18 protein-coding genes are annotated in these 18738 nt (G+C 50.1%); 7 read left to right on the plus strand and 11 right to left on the minus strand.

The window, feature by feature from the left end:
* Positions 1 to 70 precede the first annotated feature (70 nt).
* Positions 71 to 589 (minus strand): KdsC family phosphatase, encoded by a 519-nt coding sequence (locus BM114_RS03620; protein WP_092110503.1) that lies wholly within the window; start codon positions 587 to 589, stop codon positions 71 to 73.
* 145 nt (positions 590 to 734) lie between these two features.
* On the opposite strand from BM114_RS03620, the gene BM114_RS03625 reads away from it, so the two are divergent.
* Together BM114_RS03625 and BM114_RS03630 are read left to right on the plus strand one after the other, a co-directional pair.
* Positions 735 to 1706 carry a GNAT family N-acetyltransferase gene (locus BM114_RS03625; protein WP_092110505.1) on the plus strand — a complete coding sequence of 324 codons (972 nt, stop codon included), beginning with the start codon at positions 735 to 737 and terminating at the stop codon, positions 1704 to 1706.
* Positions 1707 to 1777: 71 nt separating this feature from the next.
* Entirely contained in the window at positions 1778 to 4159 is a 2382-nt protein-coding gene (locus BM114_RS03630; RefSeq protein WP_369808394.1) for a TonB-dependent receptor, read from the plus strand.
* Positions 4160 to 4335: 176 nt separating this feature from the next.
* Here BM114_RS03630 and BM114_RS03635 read toward each other — a convergent pair whose 3' ends face one another.
* Entirely contained in the window at positions 4336 to 5322 is a 987-nt protein-coding gene (locus tag BM114_RS03635; protein ID WP_143089238.1) for a hypothetical protein, read from the minus strand.
* Positions 5323 to 5524: 202 nt separating this feature from the next.
* Between BM114_RS03635 and BM114_RS03640 the strand changes: the two genes are divergently transcribed.
* From BM114_RS03640 to BM114_RS03655, 4 genes are read left to right on the plus strand one after another with little or no spacing between them, the layout of a single operon-like run.
* Positions 5525 to 6700 (plus strand): esterase, encoded by a 1176-nt coding sequence (locus BM114_RS03640; protein ID WP_092110511.1) that lies wholly within the window; start codon positions 5525 to 5527, stop codon positions 6698 to 6700.
* 4 nt (positions 6701 to 6704) lie between these two features.
* Positions 6705 to 7349 (plus strand): CatA-like O-acetyltransferase, encoded by a 645-nt coding sequence (locus tag BM114_RS03645; RefSeq protein WP_092110515.1) that lies wholly within the window; start codon positions 6705 to 6707, stop codon positions 7347 to 7349.
* A 27-nt stretch (positions 7350 to 7376) separates the two neighbouring features.
* Complete coding sequence (locus tag BM114_RS03650; RefSeq protein ID WP_092110517.1) at positions 7377 to 7934, plus strand: hypothetical protein; 558 nt, start codon at positions 7377 to 7379, stop codon at positions 7932 to 7934.
* A gap of 7 nt (positions 7935 to 7941) precedes the next feature.
* Complete coding sequence (locus tag BM114_RS03655; protein ID WP_092110519.1) at positions 7942 to 9027, plus strand: lactonase family protein; 1086 nt, start codon at positions 7942 to 7944, stop codon at positions 9025 to 9027.
* A gap of 54 nt (positions 9028 to 9081) precedes the next feature.
* Here the strand turns inward: BM114_RS03655 and BM114_RS03660 are convergent, their stop codons facing one another.
* The 8 genes from BM114_RS03660 to mtaB form a co-directional block, all read right to left on the minus strand.
* Positions 9082 to 9609 carry a hypothetical protein gene (locus tag BM114_RS03660; RefSeq protein WP_092110521.1) on the minus strand — a complete coding sequence of 176 codons (528 nt, stop codon included), beginning with the start codon at positions 9607 to 9609 and terminating at the stop codon, positions 9082 to 9084.
* Positions 9610 to 9639: 30 nt separating this feature from the next.
* Positions 9640 to 10530 carry a hypothetical protein gene (locus tag BM114_RS03665; RefSeq protein WP_143089239.1) on the minus strand — a complete coding sequence of 297 codons (891 nt, stop codon included), beginning with the start codon at positions 10528 to 10530 and terminating at the stop codon, positions 9640 to 9642.
* Positions 10531 to 10556: 26 nt separating this feature from the next.
* Positions 10557 to 10724 (minus strand): hypothetical protein, encoded by a 168-nt coding sequence (locus BM114_RS14275; protein WP_177207036.1) that lies wholly within the window; start codon positions 10722 to 10724, stop codon positions 10557 to 10559.
* Between the two features lie 21 nt (positions 10725 to 10745).
* Positions 10746 to 11315 (minus strand): hypothetical protein, encoded by a 570-nt coding sequence (locus tag BM114_RS03670; RefSeq protein WP_143089240.1) that lies wholly within the window; start codon positions 11313 to 11315, stop codon positions 10746 to 10748.
* 19 nt (positions 11316 to 11334) lie between these two features.
* Positions 11335 to 11694 (minus strand): hypothetical protein, encoded by a 360-nt coding sequence (locus BM114_RS03675; RefSeq protein WP_143089241.1) that lies wholly within the window; start codon positions 11692 to 11694, stop codon positions 11335 to 11337.
* Positions 11695 to 12026: 332 nt separating this feature from the next.
* Positions 12027 to 12476, minus strand: a complete 450-nt coding sequence (locus tag BM114_RS03680) for a copper resistance protein NlpE N-terminal domain-containing protein (RefSeq protein WP_092110630.1) — start codon at positions 12474 to 12476, stop codon at positions 12027 to 12029.
* Between the two features lie 83 nt (positions 12477 to 12559).
* On the minus strand, positions 12560 to 13582 hold the full coding sequence (locus BM114_RS03685; RefSeq protein WP_092110529.1) for a glycosyltransferase family 2 protein: 1023 nt from the start codon (positions 13580 to 13582) through the stop codon (positions 12560 to 12562).
* Positions 13579 to 14922: a tRNA (N(6)-L-threonylcarbamoyladenosine(37)-C(2))-methylthiotransferase MtaB gene (gene mtaB, locus BM114_RS03690; RefSeq protein WP_092110531.1), complete on the minus strand. Its 1344-nt coding sequence runs from the start codon at positions 14920 to 14922 to the stop codon at positions 13579 to 13581. The genes BM114_RS03685 and mtaB overlap by 4 nt, the downstream gene beginning before the upstream one ends.
* 277 nt (positions 14923 to 15199) lie before the next feature.
* On the opposite strand from mtaB, the gene BM114_RS14280 reads away from it, so the two are divergent.
* A complete protein-coding gene (locus BM114_RS14280) occupies positions 15200 to 15364 on the plus strand; it encodes a PG1828 family lipoprotein (RefSeq protein ID WP_177207037.1) in 165 nt (54 codons plus the stop codon).
* Between the two features lie 145 nt (positions 15365 to 15509).
* Here the strand turns inward: BM114_RS14280 and carB are convergent, their stop codons facing one another.
* Positions 15510 to 18734: a carbamoyl-phosphate synthase (glutamine-hydrolyzing) large subunit gene (gene carB / locus BM114_RS03695; protein WP_092110533.1), complete on the minus strand. Its 3225-nt coding sequence runs from the start codon at positions 18732 to 18734 to the stop codon at positions 15510 to 15512.
* Positions 18735 to 18738: the final 4 nt, after the last annotated feature.

Below are 18738 nucleotides of genomic sequence, written 5' to 3' on the forward strand. Positions count from 1 at the left end.
GTTGCTTCCGAATATTCCGGAAGCTGTCAGAAGAAACATCAAACATGATTCCTTTCCTTAGCAGCTTCTATCACCATCCGAAAGCCTTCGCGTCATTCAGCCATTTGCCTTGTGCCTTCAACACTTGCTCTATTACATCACGCCCACATCCATAGCCACCATTTAAATCACTGACATACAACGAAATATCTTTAATTTCCTGTGCGGCATCCCGAGGGCAGCACGGACAGCCCACAAGGCTCATTACCTCGAAGTCTGGAATATCGTCTCCCATATAGAGAATCTCCTCATTCTTCAATCCATGCTTATCTAAGAAATCGTGATAGGCTTTCACCTTCACGGAACAATGCATGTAAATATCCTCTACGCCCAGATAACGATACCGTTTTTCAATTGCTTCTGAATGCCCTCCGGTAAGTATTGCGACCCGAAGTCCCATTTTTTGAGCCAGCTGAATAGCATATCCGTCTTTGATATTCAGCGTGCGTAAAGGCTGTCCCTCACCGTCCATATTGATGGTGTTCGCGGAAAGCACACCGTCAATATCAAAGATAACGGCTCGAATTTCCTTAAGATCGAAGTTTATCATTTTACTTTACTTTTTCGCGACAAATATAATATTTTCCTCTTTCTTATATCTATGCAAAGATACGATTTTAAACCGAAACCTATCCACTTTTACAAAACTTTTCGTATTTTTGCAGTATAAACAATCAAAGACGACCCGAATCCATATGCTGACCGTGAAAATTTTTACGAGAAGTGAAGACCTGCCGGAACTTTCTCCAAGCAATTTCTTCCACAGCACGGAACTTTTCCAAATCATTGAGAAGACGCCCGGGCAATCGCCCTACATGGCCGTTGCAAGCAACGAGTCCGGCAAGATTGTCGGGCATATGCTTGCCATGCTCCGCCGGCGGGGCTCTTGGTTTCCTCCCTATGTCTTCACGCAAGGGCGCATATACGGCGAAGGAGAGTATTCGGAAAAAGCAAGCAAGGAAGAGGTTTTCGGGCTTCTTCTAAAGTCCATCACGCGCAAATTTCGCCGAAAACTCTGTTTTTTCATCGAAGTAAGCGACATCTCTCAGAAAATGTTTGGGTATAAGCACTTCCGCCAGAATAAATATTTCCCCGTACACTGGCAGGAAATCCACAACTCCCTGCACTCCAAATCGCCGGAAGAAAGGCTCTCCGGCAGAATGATAAGAGGCATCACGAAGAGCTATAAGATGGGCGTTGAGACGCGTGAAGCGGAAAGCGAGGAGGATGTTCACGCCTTCTACAAGATGCTCAGTGGATTCTATCGCATGAAGATGCGAAGGCTCATCCCGCCGGAAGACCAGTTTGCAGAGCTCCATAACAGCGAAAACGCAAAGATTTTCATAACGGTTTACAAGGAGAAGGTCATTGGCGGGTGTGCCTGTGCCTATTCCGAGGGCAACGCCTACATGTGGTATCTTGCGTCCAAGCGTAAAAGCCATCCGCTGATTCACCCTGACCGCATGACCATCTGGAAGGCTCTCCGACACGCTTATGAGCATAACTATGCCCACATGTACTTCCTTGATGTAGGCTTACCCTTCCGTAAAAACAGGTTCCGGGACTTCATTCTCAGCTTCGGGGGAAAGCCCGTCGCCAAATATCGGTGGTTCCGATTCTCCGTAGGCTGGCTCAACGGGCTGCTTTCCTGGTGGTATCGAGAATAGGAAAGACTACGATCAAGAGCCGCTGGGGTCCGGCGCAATAATATCCCATTTCGTGCGTTAGTAAAGTTATGATGAAGAAAGTATTAGCATTCTGCATATTCCTTTTCTCTTGCATTCTGCAAACGGCTGCCCAGTCATTCACATTACAGGGACGGGTAACCGACGACAAGAACAACCCCATAGAACTGGCCTCCGTGTCGTGTCTGGCACAAGGCAAGGCTACGATGACTTCACTCAAGGGCGAATTTCAGCTAACCTTGCAGTCGGCAGACTCCGTTGTCGTGAGATTCTCCATGATCGGATACCGAAGCAAGACGCGCGTGCTCCGCCATCCGAAAGGCAGGCAGACATTGCAAGTCGTCCTCTATGACGACAACATCACTCTGAGCGATGTGCAGGTAAAGGGTGAAAGAATCCAGAGCGGCCAGACGCAGGAGCTCAAGACCAAAGACATGAAGATGACTGCCAATGCGTCCGGCAACGCCGTGGAGGGCATGGTGCAGTCGCAGGCGGGGGTAAGCACGCACAGCGAGTTGAGTTCCCAGTACAATGTCCGCGGCGGCTCCTTCAACGAGAACAGCGTCTACATCAACAACATCGAGGTCTATCGTCCGTTCCTTGTCCGCAGCGGACAGCAGGAAGGGCTCTCCATCATCAATCCTGACATGGTAGAGCGCATCGGTTTCTCTACCGGTGGATTCGAGGCCCGGTATGGAGACAAGATGTCGTCAGCCCTTGACATTACCTACAAACGCCCCGAAAAATTCGAGGCCTCGCTGTCTGCCTCCATGTTAGGGGCAAGTGCCTATGCGGCTCTTGCCAACAAGAAAGTGTCATGGTTGAACGGCATCCGCTACAAGACCACCAAGTATCTGCTCGGCTCCCTGGAGGAAAAAGGGGAATACGCCCCCAACTTCCTCGACTATCAAACCTACCTGAACTATCGGCCGAACAGGTACTGGGAGATAGACTTCATCGGAAACATCTCAGACAGCCATTACAACTTCTTCCCCACCAACCGGAACACGAACTTCGGAACGATGGAGAATGTGAAGAACTTCACCGTCTATTTTGACGGTCAGGAGAAAGATCTTTTCCGCACATTCTTCGGTTCCCTCGGTCTTACCTACCATTTATCCGACAAGACTTCACTAAAGCTCCTGGCCTCGGCATACCACACCAAGGAGCAAGAGAGATACGACATTCAGGGGCAATACTGGCTCACCCAGACCGAGACAAGCGAGAACCTCGGAGTGGGAACTTACTTTGAGCATGCCCGCAACTACCTTGAGGCGACGGTGATGAGCGGGAAAGTGATGCTGAACCATAGGACCCGCAGGCATGCCATTGAAGCCGCGCTGACCTTGAAGCGTGAGCGCATCAAGGAAAACTCCGTAGAATACGAGATGCGAGACTCCGCCGGCTATAGCGTCCCGCATACGGGAAAAGACCTCTACATGATTTATTCCATGAAAGCCCGTAACGAACTGAACGCCACGCGCATGGAAGCCTATCTGCAGGACACCTGGCGCTTCAGCAGCGGCAGCGACTCAGCACAGACGCATTACACGCTGAACTACGGCCTCCGAATGAGCCATTGGAACTTCAACGGCGAGACCATCGTCTCCCCCCGACTGTCGCTGGGCATCATCCCTGCCTTCAACGACCATCTGATGTTCCGCTTCGCGACCGGCCTTTATTATCAGGCTCCATTCTTCAAAGAGCTCCGCGACACCGCCACCGTTGAGCATATCACGGCGGCAACGCTCAACCGCAGCATCAAGAGCCAGCGCTCCCTGCACTTCATTGCGGGGCTGGACTATCGGTTCCGAATGATGAACCGACCCTTCAGATTCTCTGCCGAAGCGTACTATAAGATATTGCAAAACCTCGTGCCTTATTCCGTGAACAATGTGAAGGTGGTCTATTACGGCGACAATGCGTGCAGCGGACATGCCATGGGACTCGACCTCAAGCTCTACGGAGAGTTCGTTCCGGGCACAGACTCGTGGATAACCCTCTCACTGATGGACACGAAGATGAACCTCAACGGCCGTTCCCTGCCGCTGCCCACCGACCAGAAATGGGCCGTGAACCTGTTCTTCACCGACTATTTCCCGGGCACCACACGATGGAAGATGAACCTGAAGCTGGCTTTTGCAGACGGCCTGCCCTTCTCCGCTCCCCATCGTGAGCTGGAGCGCAACTCGTTCCGGGCACCGGCCTACAAGCGTGCCGACATCGGTATGAGCTACCGCCTCGTGAACAATGAAGACCGCCACTCGCGCATCGCATTGAAGAATCTCTGGCTGGGCGTTGACTGCCTGAATCTCTTCGGCATTAATAATGTGAACTCATACTACTGGATTACCGATGTAACCAGCCAGCAGTATGCCGTGCCCAACTATCTCACAGGACGGCAGATCAATGCAAGAATCCTGCTTGAATTCTGACAGGAGGAGGCGCAACGGCGGCCTCCCCAGGGACGAAAGACGGCTACCCGCATTGTTACAAACGGCGTGTAACACGATTACACACGGCTTGTAATGCCATTACATGCCGTGTGTAATCATACGATTCATCACCCGCTATCCCAAGGGCGGCAACCGACGGCAGGCTTATCCATGACCTAATACTTGCTTTCCACCATCCCCTGAAATGACGGTTGACTGGCTTTTATCTTCTGGGCAACCGTGGCAAAGACAGCATCCACGGTCTGATAGACCGACTTACGAATGTTCGTGGCCGTTGCCGCGGCAATCCTGTTCACGATGGGAGCCAGCTTGCGCGAGTCGCCGTTCTTGTTGGCCTGGCTCTCCGTCAGCAACGGCTGCCCCTGAAGCAACGACACGCCCGTACCTGGAACGGCCAGGGCCGACGGCGTGATGCCGATGCGGAACCAGTCTACCTTGCCTTGCAAGGCCACCAACTGCATCAAGTCGTCTGTCGGACAATCGACAGGCACACGCTTAATGGCATATCCGAAAGGCGGAACCTTATAGTTCCCCGATGCCGCATAATAGCCCGCAACCCTGTTGATATAGTCTTTTCGTGCCACATTCACACGGCTTACAAATCGGGAAATATAAGGAGCGAGAAAAGCTTTGATATCCTTCACCAGAATGTTTGCCTCACAATGACCTCTATACAGACGCTCCACATCCGCCCTCCCGTCGGGAAGAAATCCACCCATCAACCCCTTGAAGGCTCCCTCGATGCTCTTCCCTATCATATTGTCCATCTGTTGCTTGCAGCGCGTCTTGAGCATTTCCAGCGAATCCAGCTCCGCCTCGCAATGTCCCTGCGCCTCTGCCTGTATCTGCGACAGCAACTCCTCACGCCGCTTCAGATACATGGTATTGACCGAATCCTGCAAGTCGGTATTCCAGAAAGCCCGCCGCAGGGAGCGCAGCTGGCCATAACTCATCGTGTCCTTGCGGCTCATATACTGCCGCACCAGCAACGGGCGAAGTTCATCCCGCTGCTCTCCGTGCGCCTGATAGTAGGCTGCTGCCTGAGCAAGCGTCCAATGCGCCACGGAATCCGGCAAGCCTTTCTCAGCATCGGCATCCCATGAAAACAATAGGAATACCGTCAACAAAAGTATTTTCTGCATCTGTCTGATTTTTAACCGATAAGGCCTGATTGCCTTATCATTGGGCAAAGATACTGAAAAATATCAGAAACGGCAAGGTACGAAGGCATTTTTCAGGAAACGGACACATAACAAATATTCTGAAAAAACGCCTAATTTCCGCATGTTTTCAATAAAAATAACTATCTTTGCGACAAATAAAATCTTAAAAAATGGAAGTCGTATGAAAAAATGTTTGCTGCTATTGACTGCTCTGATAGTGGTGATTCCCATCAGAGCCCAACAATCTCTGTTTGAGCCTAAAACGCCCATCGTATCCCCGCAGGTACATGCTGACCGCACCGTAACTTTCCGCCTCTTTGCCCCGATGGCAAAGGAGGTTCAGATAACAGGCGACTGCCTGCCAGCCCAAGTGCGTAACGGGCAGGAAGTACAGGGGTCGGTGAAAATGAAGAAAGACTCCCTCGGCGTGTGGAGCTATACTACGCCCGCCCTTGATCCGGAACTCTATTTTTACTGGTTCCTGGTCGACGGGGTCAGGGTGAACGACCCGCAGAACATCTTCAGAATCCGGGATGTAAACACCAATATGGACATCTTCCTCATCGGAGACGCTGAAACGAATCCTTATATCGTGGGCAATGTCAGGCATGGAACCGTGAGCAAGGTGTGGTATCAGCAGGCCGGAGCCCAGCGGAGGATGACCGTCTACACCCCGGCCGGCTATGAAGACGGCAAGCAGAAATATCCCGTACTCTATCTGCTTCACGGCATGGGCGGAGACGAGGAAGCCTGGCCGATGCTCGGAAGGGCGACACAGGTTCTCGATAATCTCATCGCCCAGGGGAAGGCCAAGCCCATGCTGGTGGTGATGCCCAATGGTAACATTTCGCAGGAAGCGGCTCCCGGGGAGAAGGCCGGACTGCCGGAACAGCCCAACTTCAATCTTCCGCGAACCATGGAAGGCAGCTACGAGGGCTCCTTTGGCGACATCATCCAGTTTGTGGAAAGCCATTATCGAGTACAGGCCGACAAGAAGCATCGTGCCGTAGCAGGACTTTCCATGGGAGGTTTCCATTCTTTCTGGCTCTCGGCTAACCACCCCGACTGGTTCAATTATGTGGGTTTGTTCTCCGCGGCAATCAGGAATCCGAAGGCAGGCTCGCCTGTCTACGAGGATATGGACGGCAAACTGAAAGCCCTCTTCACGCAGAAGCCGGCGCTTTACTATATCGCTATTGGCAAGACAGACTTCCTCTACAAGGCCAACAAAGACCTGCGGGCGAAGCTTGATGCCAACCACTACCCGTATTACTATCGTGAGACCGACGGCGGACACATCTGGCGGAACTGGAGAATCTACCTGAAAGAGTTTACATCCATGATATTCAGGAATTAAAAACATGAAGCATAAAGTTGAAATTGAAACTTGGGAGCGCCGCGACAACTGGCGTTTCATGAGCGATTTTGCCAATAGCTGGTATAGCATTACATCCGAAGTGGACTGCACGAAAGCCTTTGAAGAGGCAAAGGTGAACCACACCTCGTTTTTCACGAAGTATCTCTATGCCCTGCTTCGGGCTGCCAACGAGGTGAAAGAATTCGGCTACCGGCCCGACGGAGAAGGCGTGGTGTGGTTCGACAAAATCGAAGCGACGGTGCCCTTTGCCGTTCCCGGCAAGACATTCTATACCGCCCTCGTCCCCTATATAGAGGATTATGCTGCCTTCTATGATACAGTAAGGGAGATAAGCAGTCATATTCCCGAGGACGGCGACCCATACGGGGTCAACCGAAAGCTGATTGAAACGGGAGAAACAGGCGTCATCAACATCTCCGCGACGCCCAAGCTCTATTTCACGAGCATTACCTATACCTTCCACAAGCCTGGCCTCGGCAGCGACTGGCCGCTACTGAATGTGGGCAAGGTGGTCAAACGTGAGGGGCGCTGGGTGATGCCGATAGGAATCTATGTAGACCACTGTTTCGTAGACGGGGGCAACCTCAGCGACTATCTTGAAAGGGTGCAACGGTATCTTGACCTATAGCCCGGACAAAGAAAAAATCATAGTCAGATGAAGAAGGAGCTACTCTTTATTATCATCCTTGTCGCTCTGTGCTACTCGTGTGGCCGCCAAAAAGAAGATACGACACAGATTCTTACCGATTCCATCGTGGTAAGCTATTTCAGGGGCTACCCTGAATTTAACATCTCCATCTCGTTCGAGAAGTTGAAAGGCCTGTCTGAAAGGCAGGCCGTGAACGACACCATAGAGTTGGATTCGACCTATTACCAGCTGTTCAAGGACTACATCCGCTTTATCACAGACCGTCATCTCGTGCCCAACGACTCACGCTTCTACCTCAAATCAGGGGAGGCAGAGATCTCCATGAGCCATTTCGGCAATGACATAGACAAGCAATCGCCCGACTACAAGCAGCTTCACCACACCATGTACCTGCTCATGTGGAAAGCTGGATACTTCAATACCCTGGACGAGGAAGACATCAAATACAATCCATTCACCAAGGAATACGGCATCCCGAAGGACTATCTCTACCAGCAACACCCACGAAAAGACCCGCCAGAGCCTTTCGGCATCCGGAAAATAATCTTCATTTTAAAGAAATAAACATATCATGAAACGAATCACACTCACACTATTACTCGGCCTCACAGTTATGGGATCGTGGGCAGGAGACGAAATCCGACTCCTCGTAGGCACCTATACCGACAGCGGAAGCCATGGCATCTACAGCCTTTCCTTCAATCAAGAGAACGGCAGGGCATCACTCCTCGACTCCCTCGAAGTGAAGAATCCCTCTTACCTGAACCTCTCGCAGGGCGGCCGTTATATCTATGCGGTAAGCGAAAACAGCGATGCCACAGCAGCTTTGAACGCCATCCGCTTCAAGCCCAAGACGGGTAAGATGAAGCTGCTGAATACCGTCCTCACCCACGGCGAGGATCCTTGCTATGTGGAAACGAATGGAGAGCTTGCCCTTACGGCCAACTATACGGGAGGCAGCATGACTGTTTTCCCCATCTTGAAGGGAGGCCGACTGGGCAAAGCAACGGCCGTCTGTCGGGGTCATCAGAGTGGCGAGCGTCCCCAGCAGAGCTCAGCCCATATCCACATGGCACGCTTCTTGAGCGACGGACGCATCCTTGCCACCGACTTCAGCGCAGATCAAGTGCTCCGTTTCGGGGTTAACGGTTCGGAAGTAAGCTACGAAGGGGTGGCCGGAAAGGTAGAGAAGAACTCCGGTCCACGGCATATAGAACTGTCAAAAGACGAAAAGCGAGTTTATGTAATGAGTGAACTCGCGGGCACGGTAACGGTCTTTGCCAACGAGCACGGCACCCTGAAGCATCTTCAGACCGTAGCTTCCGACTCCGTAAACGGCGGGGGCGGCGCTGACATTCATCTCTCCCCTGACGGTCGTTTCCTCTATTCCAGCAACCGACTGAAAGCTGACGGCATCTCAATCTTCAAGGTGAATCCCGTCAACGGGTTGCTCACCAAGGTGGGTTACCAGCTCACGGGCATACACCCGCGCAACTTCTGCATCACTCCTAACGGCAAATACCTCCTATGTGCGTGTCGAGACAGCAACCTCATCCAGGTATATCGCATCGACAGCGAGACCGGAATGCTCACGAATACCCATCAGGACATCGTGCTCAAAAAGCCTGTCTGCGTGAAAACTCTGCTCCTGCCATAAGGAGCAGAGCTCCTGCGGAGGGATTGCCCCGTCATCCTTTAAATGCCAATAGACTTAAGGATGCTGTAATCCGTGGGCTATCAAGCGGAACAGATGGTCGATGTTTTCTTGATTGATTTCCACCTCTATCTGCCCCGGCACGCTGTCTTTACCGATGGTGAACGGATAAAAGCGCTTGTATACCCTGCCCGACGCATCATAGTAACGCCACTCCCCCACGGGAATCCTTTCGCTTGCACGATTATCGAAAAAAGCAAACCAGCCCCGACTATGTATCCGCTTGCCGGGATAATAGTTCTCCACATAGCCCAGGGAGTCGGGTGCCCCTAAGTAATCTTGCGGCACAACCTCCGTGTTCCGTTGCACCCCTCTGTACACGGAGTATAGTCTTTGGATGTCATAAGACATAATGCTGTCGGTCAACCCGCTGTAAGAATGCTTCTTCTCAGCCGTATAAGTCGTATCAGTCAGATATGATTCCTGAGCCTTGTCGGCCTCCCTCGAGGTATAGAGGCCTATGATGGTTGTGATAATAACCACTCCCGCCAATATGGCGAACGGTATAAGAGCTTTTTTCCGCATACTTTCAGTTTCTTTCCAAGTAATCTCTGTTTAGGATTGAAGTGCCGCCGAGGCCTGCCGATAGATGCTTTCAAATTCGTCCTTTGTTATCATAGTTACGGCCAGACCTATATAATCCAGCCCCTCGTCGCAGATTTCTTCCCCGGAGGAAATGGTATAGCCTTCATCTTTCTGATAATAAACAGACCGCCTCTGATAGAGGCCCAGATATTCGCAGCACCACCATTCACCGTCGGCATACGACTCCTTGACATATCTCCAGTTGTCTACGAACGGAGCGGAGGTAAGCAGCGTCTTTAGTTCCGCGTCTATCTGCCGAAGGACGGAGCCGTCTATCCGTCCCAAGGGAATGGCATAATGATAGAGCAATGCTACATTCCAGTGATGTTCCCACGATGTTTCCGCCCCTTTTATGGGGTCTATCCACCGCGCTTTGACGGCTTTCAGAATGCGCTCGGCCTGCCTGTATGCCTTCTCCGGGGTGTCTACGGGCAGGGCAGCCGTAAAATGGAGATGGACGAAAAGCCGCCTTCCTATCCAGAAACGACGGATAAACCGGATATAAATCTTGCGCGATAACAGCGTGTAAGTTATCGAGGTATCACCATAACGCCGACTGAATGTAGGGGGTATTCCCGAATCCGGGAGGGCAGACCACAGCTGGCGAAAGGAAGGGTCGCTGTCGCAATCGGGGAAAGCAGCCCTATAGAGATCCTTAAACTTCCGCTCCCGCGTGAAGTAATTGGTATAGACGACGATTTCCAGCACAAGGAGCATCCATGTGATATTCAGCAGTATGACTTTCCATTCGGGACGAATCCAAACAAGCAAAAGGACTACCGCAATCACCAACAGGTTGCAGAGCACACCAATCAGGATAATTTTTCGTTTAGGAATCATCGTCTTCTCTTTTGTCGTCAAAACTCTTTAAGCTTTCTATCTCCGACTTATTTCCTCCATAACAGATAGAGCGACCCGCCCCACAGGATAAAATTTCCCGCCAGACAGACAATATTCTGCCACAACGCAGGGGAATCAAAGCTGAAGATTGTGCCAAACATGAAGGCAAAGACAATCAGCAGCGTGGCGACGCACTTTAGTAAATATCTTGCCATAGAATAGTTTCCTTCAGTCCGTTAGCCCTCTCCGTTTAAATCAAACTGCTCCACTCTGTCCGCCGTGAGGTCAACCGTAGCATCACCGAAGTAGTGTCCCCCATCCTTAACATACAGCAAGCGATGATGAAGATTGTGCAAGGAAGCCCCATAGGTACACACCGCATTCAGCTGAACAAACACCTTCACATGCCCCGCCTGCTCGTAACCGACATACTGGCGGGCATACTTTTCCAGAGGAAGAGGCAGTCTGCTCCCGGAGAAACTGACATCCCCAGGCTGCCGATGGTCAGCCTCATATTGTCCGCTGTCAATATATTTTTTCAGAAGGTTTCTGGTCTGGGCAACCTCCTTCGGTGTCAACGCATGAAACCGGGAATGACGGTTGTCAATCAACCAGGCCACTTCCTCAAGGGTATCCGGCATCACCACATCCAAGGAATCCAAAGGATATTTCCCCGTATCAGTCCTTTCTACTCCCGCCATAGCCGGTTGTGGAGCATTCCTGCCCTGTCGGCCGGCTTTCCCGGAACATTCGGAGAGCACAACGGCAAGGAGCATCATAGTAAGTAAAAAGCCGTAAGTCTTCATGTTTGCAAATATAGGAATTTTATTTAGAACGGGTTGCGGAATGACGGATAAACTTCTCGGGACGCTCGCGCCAGGGAAGTCCCTGAATCACCAGAACGCTGTCGTGCAACTCCCGGAGGAGGCAGCGATAAGTATGGATGCCCTGATAGTCAAGCAGGAGCGTATCGCCCACGACCTTGAATGACTGGAACCACATGCTCGTGTCGCCTATGGCAGGGTCGTAGTAGGCATCAGAATCGGTAAAGGAGAGCGTCGCCGACATGTTCAGCGGCCGACGGCTTACGCTCTGCCAGTCGCCCAAGAGGTCGTGCGGCCGAATGATTCCACGGGGTTCGGAACAGCCGACAAGAATGAGAAGCAGGAATGCAATCTTCTTCATAAGCACTAAATCCATCAGGCATGGAACCCAAACCCATGCACACATCCGCAAAGTTAGTGATTTCTTTTCTAATATCCACTATCTGCCTTGACAAAAAAATCACTGACGGAGAATAGCCGCTACAACAGGAGCAAAAACTCCTTGCGTTGCAACCAGCGGCAAGGAGGATGACAAAATCGGCGATTTCGTTGTTCAAAATCGGCGATTTTGCCTGACAATCTCGCCGATTTTGTCAACCAGTTGGCCGCTATAAGCTCAATGGAGATGCATTTCCGCTATCGGAAAAGACAGCTCAATGCATCCCTCGCGGGCATGACACGCCCAAAAAAGACTTATTTCTGGAGCTTCAGGTCATAGTTCTCAGCGCCTGTTACGGCCTCCTTCAACTCCGCATTCACCATGCGCAAGGTGGAATCGTTGAGCTGGAGGAAGTTGTAAGCCTCATTCCCCTTACCTGTGCGCAGCACATAGTAGGTCTTCCCCGACTTGTCCTGGCTCTCCATAACCTTGGCTGTACCCGAATAGGTAAAAGCCGTATCTACCTCGTTCTCAGACTTCAGATACTCCTCGGAGAGGCTGAATCCATTGGTAGAATCCTGCGCCAAGGCCACCCGATAACGAATGCCGAAGCAGTCGGCAGCCGGCGTAACACCCGTGTAAACAGCCGAATCAACAGCTACAGAGTCTAAAGAATCAACACCGTCCGCATTTCCCGCGGTCTTTCCATTTCCACAAGCAGCAAGCAATGCACATGCTGCTGCGAATAAAACTACCTTTCTCATTTGTTTGTCTTGTTTGAAATTAATTACTAATATATAACCGTCTCTATTCGGAAATATTGCATAGGCAACACGAAAATTAATCTTCATGTGGTCTCCAAGTCGGAAAACCTCCTGCGTTTCTTCCAATAATATTGCCAGAGAATGCTGTAAGGCCTTCGCTCCCGGATATTCCCCGGCACCCTTGTCTGCTGGATCTGCTCCCTGTCAGCCTTAAAGTCGGGCAGCCATTTCTTGAACGCCCGCCTTGCCTTGAATATGGCCTTGAAGTCTGCGAAATTATGATTCAGGACAAGCGTCTCAAATGCTGCCAGATAATCAAGAAACCAACGCCAGCGCATCACGGGGCGAAGTTCGTCATCGGGAAGATTCTTATAAAGCATTGTCAGATTGTTGCGAAAGTTCAGGAAGGTCTTCATAGGGTTTCCCTTAGGCAAAGTTCCTCCTCCTACATGGTACACCTCACTTTCCGGAATGCAGTAAATCTTCCGCCCCAAAAGACGGAGCCGCCAGCAAAGGTCTATCTCCTCGTTGTGGGCAAAGAAGCGCCCGTCGAGCGCTCCGGCATCCCAATAATCCTTACTGCGAATCATCAGGCAGGCACCGGTGGCCCACATGATTTCCATGCAACCGTCATATTGCCCGTTGTCAGATTCCACCGTATCGAAGATTCGACCTCTACAGAACGGATAACCCAACCTATCAAGAAACCCTCCACAAGCTCCGGCATACTCAAAACGGCCTCTGTCGGCCATGGAGAGAAGCTTCGGCTGACATGCGGCAGCCTCAGGATGGGCATCCATGAACCCCAGAAGCGGGGTCAGCCAATGACGGGTAACTTCTACATCGGAATTCAAAAGCAGATAATACTCTGCCTCCACTTGGGCTAACGCCCTGTTGTAGCCCTCAGCAAAACCATAGTTCTTATCGAGAATAATGGTCTGGAGCTGCGGGAATTGCTCTTTCAGGAAATTCATGGAGTCATCCGTAGACGCATTATCGGCCACGATGACCGTGGCCTCATCACGGGAATACTCAAGCACATTGGCAAAATATCTGGCCAACATCTTCTGCCCGTTCCAATTCAATATGACAATCGCAACTTTCATTCCAATATCGCCTTCAAGGCAGTCTTGTCGTGATTGAAGTCGCCAAGACGCACCACAACCAACTGATTATCAAATTCCTCGCGAGCATCTCGCGGCGAAAGCTCCACGCGGATATAGTTTTTCGTAAAGCCATGCATGGCCTTTCCCCTTGCTGCCTTCTCAAAAAGCACCTCCGCCTGCCGGCCGATGCGGGTTGCATAAAAGGCATGCGTCTTCTCGTCGCTCAACTCGAGAAGGCGATGAGAGCGCACTTTCTTGTCTTGCTCGCTGACCACATAGGGGATGGAGAGAGCCGATGTGCCCGGCCGCTCGGAATACGGAAACACATGCAACTGGGTTATATCCAGCCCTTTCAGAAACTCATAGCACTCCTCGAAATGCTCCTGATGCTCACCCCTGCATCCTACCATGACATCGACTCCTATGAAGGCATCGGGCATCAGCTGCTTGATAAGATGAACTTTATGGGCAAACAATGCCGTGTCATAACGGCGATGCATAAGCTTCAGAACATGGTCTGAGCCGCTCTGCAACGGTATATGGAAGTGCGGCATGAAAGCACGGCTATGGGCACAGTATTCTATCAACTCGTCGTCCAGCAGGTCAGGCTCCAGACTGGAGATACGAAAGCGGTGAATTCCCTCCACCCCATCCAGGGCTTTGACAAGGTCGATGAATCGCTCGTGAGTCGTTTTGCCGAAGTCGCCGATGTTCACGCCCGTAAGGACAACTTCCTTTCCTCCCTCTCGGGCGGCCTGTTCGGCCTGCTCCACCAAAGACGCAATAGATGGATTCCTTGAGAATCCACGCGCATAGGGGATCGTGCAGTAGGTGCAGAAATAACTGCACCCGTCCTGAACCTTCAGGAAATAGCGGGTCCGGTTTCCCCGAGAGCAAGAGGGCTGGAAAGTCCGGATATCCTTGGTCTTCACGGAATAAGAGCGATGGAGATGCTCCTCGACAGGTCTGCCAGAGGTCCATGCATCAGAAAGATACTGTATCAGGTTTGCCTTCTCATTACTCCCAAGGACCAAGTCTACCCCATCTATTGCAGCAACCTTGTCGGATTCCAGCTGAGCATAGCATCCTGTTACGACAACAAAGGCTCCCGGATTTTCCTTCGCCATCCGCCGGATGGCCTGACGGCACTTGCGGTCGGCCACTTCCGTTACCGAACATGTGTTGATCAGGCATATATCTGCCCTTTCTCCTTTTCCGGCCGTATGAACCCCCATATCCGAGAGCAGCTTGCCAAATGTGGATGTTTCCGAGAAATTGAGCTTGCACCCCAGTGTATAGTAAGCTGCAGTTTTTCCTTGAAACGCAGACGAATCTATCATACCTTATTTAATTACAGATGCAAAGGTAGTAAAAAGATTAGATATGCCAACATACAGGGAGCAGTTTTTTAGTAAATTCAAGCCTTTGTTTACGAGCACAAAATGTTTAACTTTTATTAGCAGATTGGAACTCTTTGATAACCAATGCGTTACAAAAAAGTTACATAAACCAGGAAAAAAAGTCTCAAAAAAATGAACGCCGTATGAAAAAAATAGTTACCTTTGCATCGTTTTAATAAACATAATAGTTGTTTTACAGATTTAAAAAGCAAAGAAAATGAAGAAATTGGTTTTAATGTTCGTAGCTATTGCAGCTATCTCTTTCGCATCTTGTGGTAACAAAACCGCTGCTCCTACAGAGACAGCTGATTCTGATACCGCAGTAGTTGATACAACTGTTGCTGATACCGCAGCTGTTGATACTGCAGCTGTTGCTGAGTAAGCTCGAACTGAAAAATGAGAGAAACGACCGCTCGAGGCTTAGCCTTGAGCGGTTTTTCATTTGCAACGATTCAATATTCATGAATGCAATACCCCCTGAATGAGCAATTCATTCAGGGGGTATTGCTTGTAAAACTATAAAACCTTTAGTATTCTCCCCAAGCCTTGATATCGATGTCTTCGGGCTTCAAGGTGCAGAAAGCATTGATGAAAGCACTGGCCAGACGGCTATTGGTTATCAATGGAATGTTCAAATCTATGGCCGTACGGCGAATCTTGTAGCCATTGGTCAACTCATGTGGCGTAAGATCCTTAGGTATATTTACCACCATATCAATCTTGTGCTCATGCATCAAGGTAAGTGCCTGCGGCTCCAAGCCTTCGTCAGAAGGCCAATAAACACGAGTGTTCTCCACCCCGTTCTCCGCAAGATACTTTGATGTTCCTCCGGTAGCATAAAGCTCATACCCCTGAAGTTTCAGCTTGCGTGCAGCATCCAGCATTTCCGCCTTTTGCTTTGCCCCTCCCGTAGAGAGAAGTACCGTGTGCTTAGGGATGCGATGTCCGACGCTTAGCATTGACTTCAACAATGCCTGGTTTGTATCATCACCGAGGCATCCGACTTCACCTGTAGAGCTCATGTCTACTCCTAAGACCGGATCCGCCTTTTGTAAGCGGTTAAAAGAGAACTGACTTGCCTTGATTCCAACATAGTCAAGGTCGAAAAGATTCTTGTTAGGTTTCGTTACAGGGATACCTAACATCACCTTTGTGGCAAGCTCAATGAGATTAAGCTTGAGCACTTTGCTCACAAACGGGAAAGAGCGAGACGCCCGCAAGTTGCATTCTATCACCAGAATATCGTTCTCGCGAGCCATAAACTGGATGTTGAAAGGTCCGTTGATGTGGAGTGCAGAGGCTATCTCACGGCTCACGCGCTTGATGCGCCTTACTGTTTCCACATAGATTTTCTGTGGCGGGAACTGAATCGTGGCATCGCCGGAATGCACTCCGGCAAACTCAATATGCTCGCTAATCGCATACGCCAGGATTTCCCCGTTACGCGCAACGGCATCCATCTCTATCTCCTTCGCATTCTCAATAAACTTCGATACCACGACGGGATGGTCTTCACTCACATTAGCTGCAAGTTGCAAGAAACGATGCAATTCATCCTCATTGGAGCAGACATTCATGGCAGCACCAGAGAGCACATACGATGGGCGCACCAAAACAGGGAAGCCTACCCGATTGACAAACTCATCAATATCACTCATGCTCATCAGGGCGCTCCACTCCGGTTGGTTGATTCCGCGGTCAGTAAGCATGGCTGAGAATTTTGCCCGGTCTTCTGCATGGTCAATATCCTTGGCGGCCGTACCCAATATAGGTACATTTGCAGCATCAAGCCACAATGCCAGATTGTTGGGAATCTGCCCTCCCGTAGATACGATTACACCGTGCGGATTCTCCAAATCTATAATATCCATGACACGCTCGAAGGTGAGTTCATCAAAGTAAAGGCGGTCGCACATATCATAATCAGTAGATACCGTCTCTGGATTATAGTTGATCATGATGGAGCGATAGCCTTCTTTGCGTATCGTGTTCAAAGCCTGAACTCCGCACCAGTCAAATTCAACGGAACTCCCGATGCGGTAAGCGCCAGAGCCCAAGACGATGACCGAGCGTTTGTCATTATAGAAATCAATGTCCGAAGCAACGCCAGAATAGGTAACATAGAGATAGTTGGTCTGTGCCGGATACTCCGCAGCGAGCGTATCAATCTGCTTTACGACTGGCAGAATAGCATAGTTCTTACGCAGATTACGGACAACCAAAGCAGCCTTGTGCATGTTTCCGATCTCATGTTCCAGTCCTACGGCACGGGCTATCTGGAAATCTGTAAAACCATAGACCTTTGCCTTGCGCAACAGTTCCTTGTCAAGCGTGTTGATATTATATCTCTTCAAAGTTTCATCAATATCGATTATTCGCTTCAATTTCTCAAGGAACCACTTGTCTATCTTGGTCAAATCATGTATCTGATCAACGGTATAACCTCTGTGCATTGCCTTGGAAATCACGAAAACACGCTTGTCCGTAGGTTCTTGTAAAGCGGCGTCTATATCATCTATCTCAAGTTCCTTGTTCTCAACGAAGCCGTGCATGCCTTGGCCTATCATACGAAGCCCCTTCTGTATGGCCTCCTCAAAAGTGCGGCCAATAGCCATCACCTCTCCCACGGACTTCATGCTTGAACCCAATTCCTTGTCTACGCCACGGAACTTAGAAAGGTCCCATCGCGGAATCTTGCACACAACATAATCGAGGGCAGGCTCGAAGAATGCACTCGTTGTCTTTGTTACGGTATTCTTCAATTCAAAAAGTCCATATCCCATACCGAGCTTTGCCGCGACAAAAGCCAATGGATAACCCGTAGCTTTCGATGCTAATGCGGAAGAACGGCTCAAACGGGCATTCACCTCTATTACGCGGTAATCTTCGCTCTTTGGGTCAAAAGCATACTGCACATTACATTCACCGACAATCCCAATGTGCCGGATAATCTTGATAGATAACGCACGCAGCTTATGGTATTCGCTGTTGCTAAGTGTCTGGGACGGGGCTACGACTATCGACTCGCCCGTATGGATGCCAAGCGGATCGAAATTCTCCATGTTACATACCGTAATACAATTATCATATCTGTCCCGCACAACCTCATATTCTATCTCTTTCCAACCCTTCAGGCTTTTCTCTACTAGAACTTGCGGCGAGAATGAGAATGCCTTCTCGGCAAGCTTATCAAGTTCTTCTTCATTATCCGCAAATCCACTTCCAAGTCCACCCAAGGCATAAGCGGCACGAATAATGACAGGATAACCCAGTTCCGAGGCCGCCTTACGAGTTTGCTCAATACTCTCACAAGCCTCACTATTGATGGTTTTTACATCTATCTCGTCCAGCTTCTTTACAAAAAGTTCTCGGTCTTCGGTATCGATTATGGCCTGAACTGGAGTTCCCAGAACTTGCACATTGTATTTCTGAAGCACACCGCTCTTATAAAGCTCTACCCCACAATTAAGTGCCGTCTGACCGCCAAAACTAAGTAATATACCATCCGGCCTTTCTTTCTCGATAATCTTTTCAACAAAGTATGGCTGCACCGGCAGGAAATATATCTGGTCAGCAACACCTTCCGAGGTCTGTACTGTAGCAATATTCGGATTAATAAGCACAGTAATTACGCCTTCTTCCCGCAAAGCTTTCAGAGCCTGTGAGCCAGAGTAGTCGAACTCGCCTGCTTCCCCAATCTTCAACGCCCCCGAACCAAGCAATAATACCTTCTTTATATTTTCGTTCCTCATGATG

Source organism: Prevotella sp. KH2C16 (assembly GCF_900113305.1).
In the GTDB taxonomy this organism is placed as follows: domain Bacteria; phylum Bacteroidota; class Bacteroidia; order Bacteroidales; family Bacteroidaceae; genus Prevotella.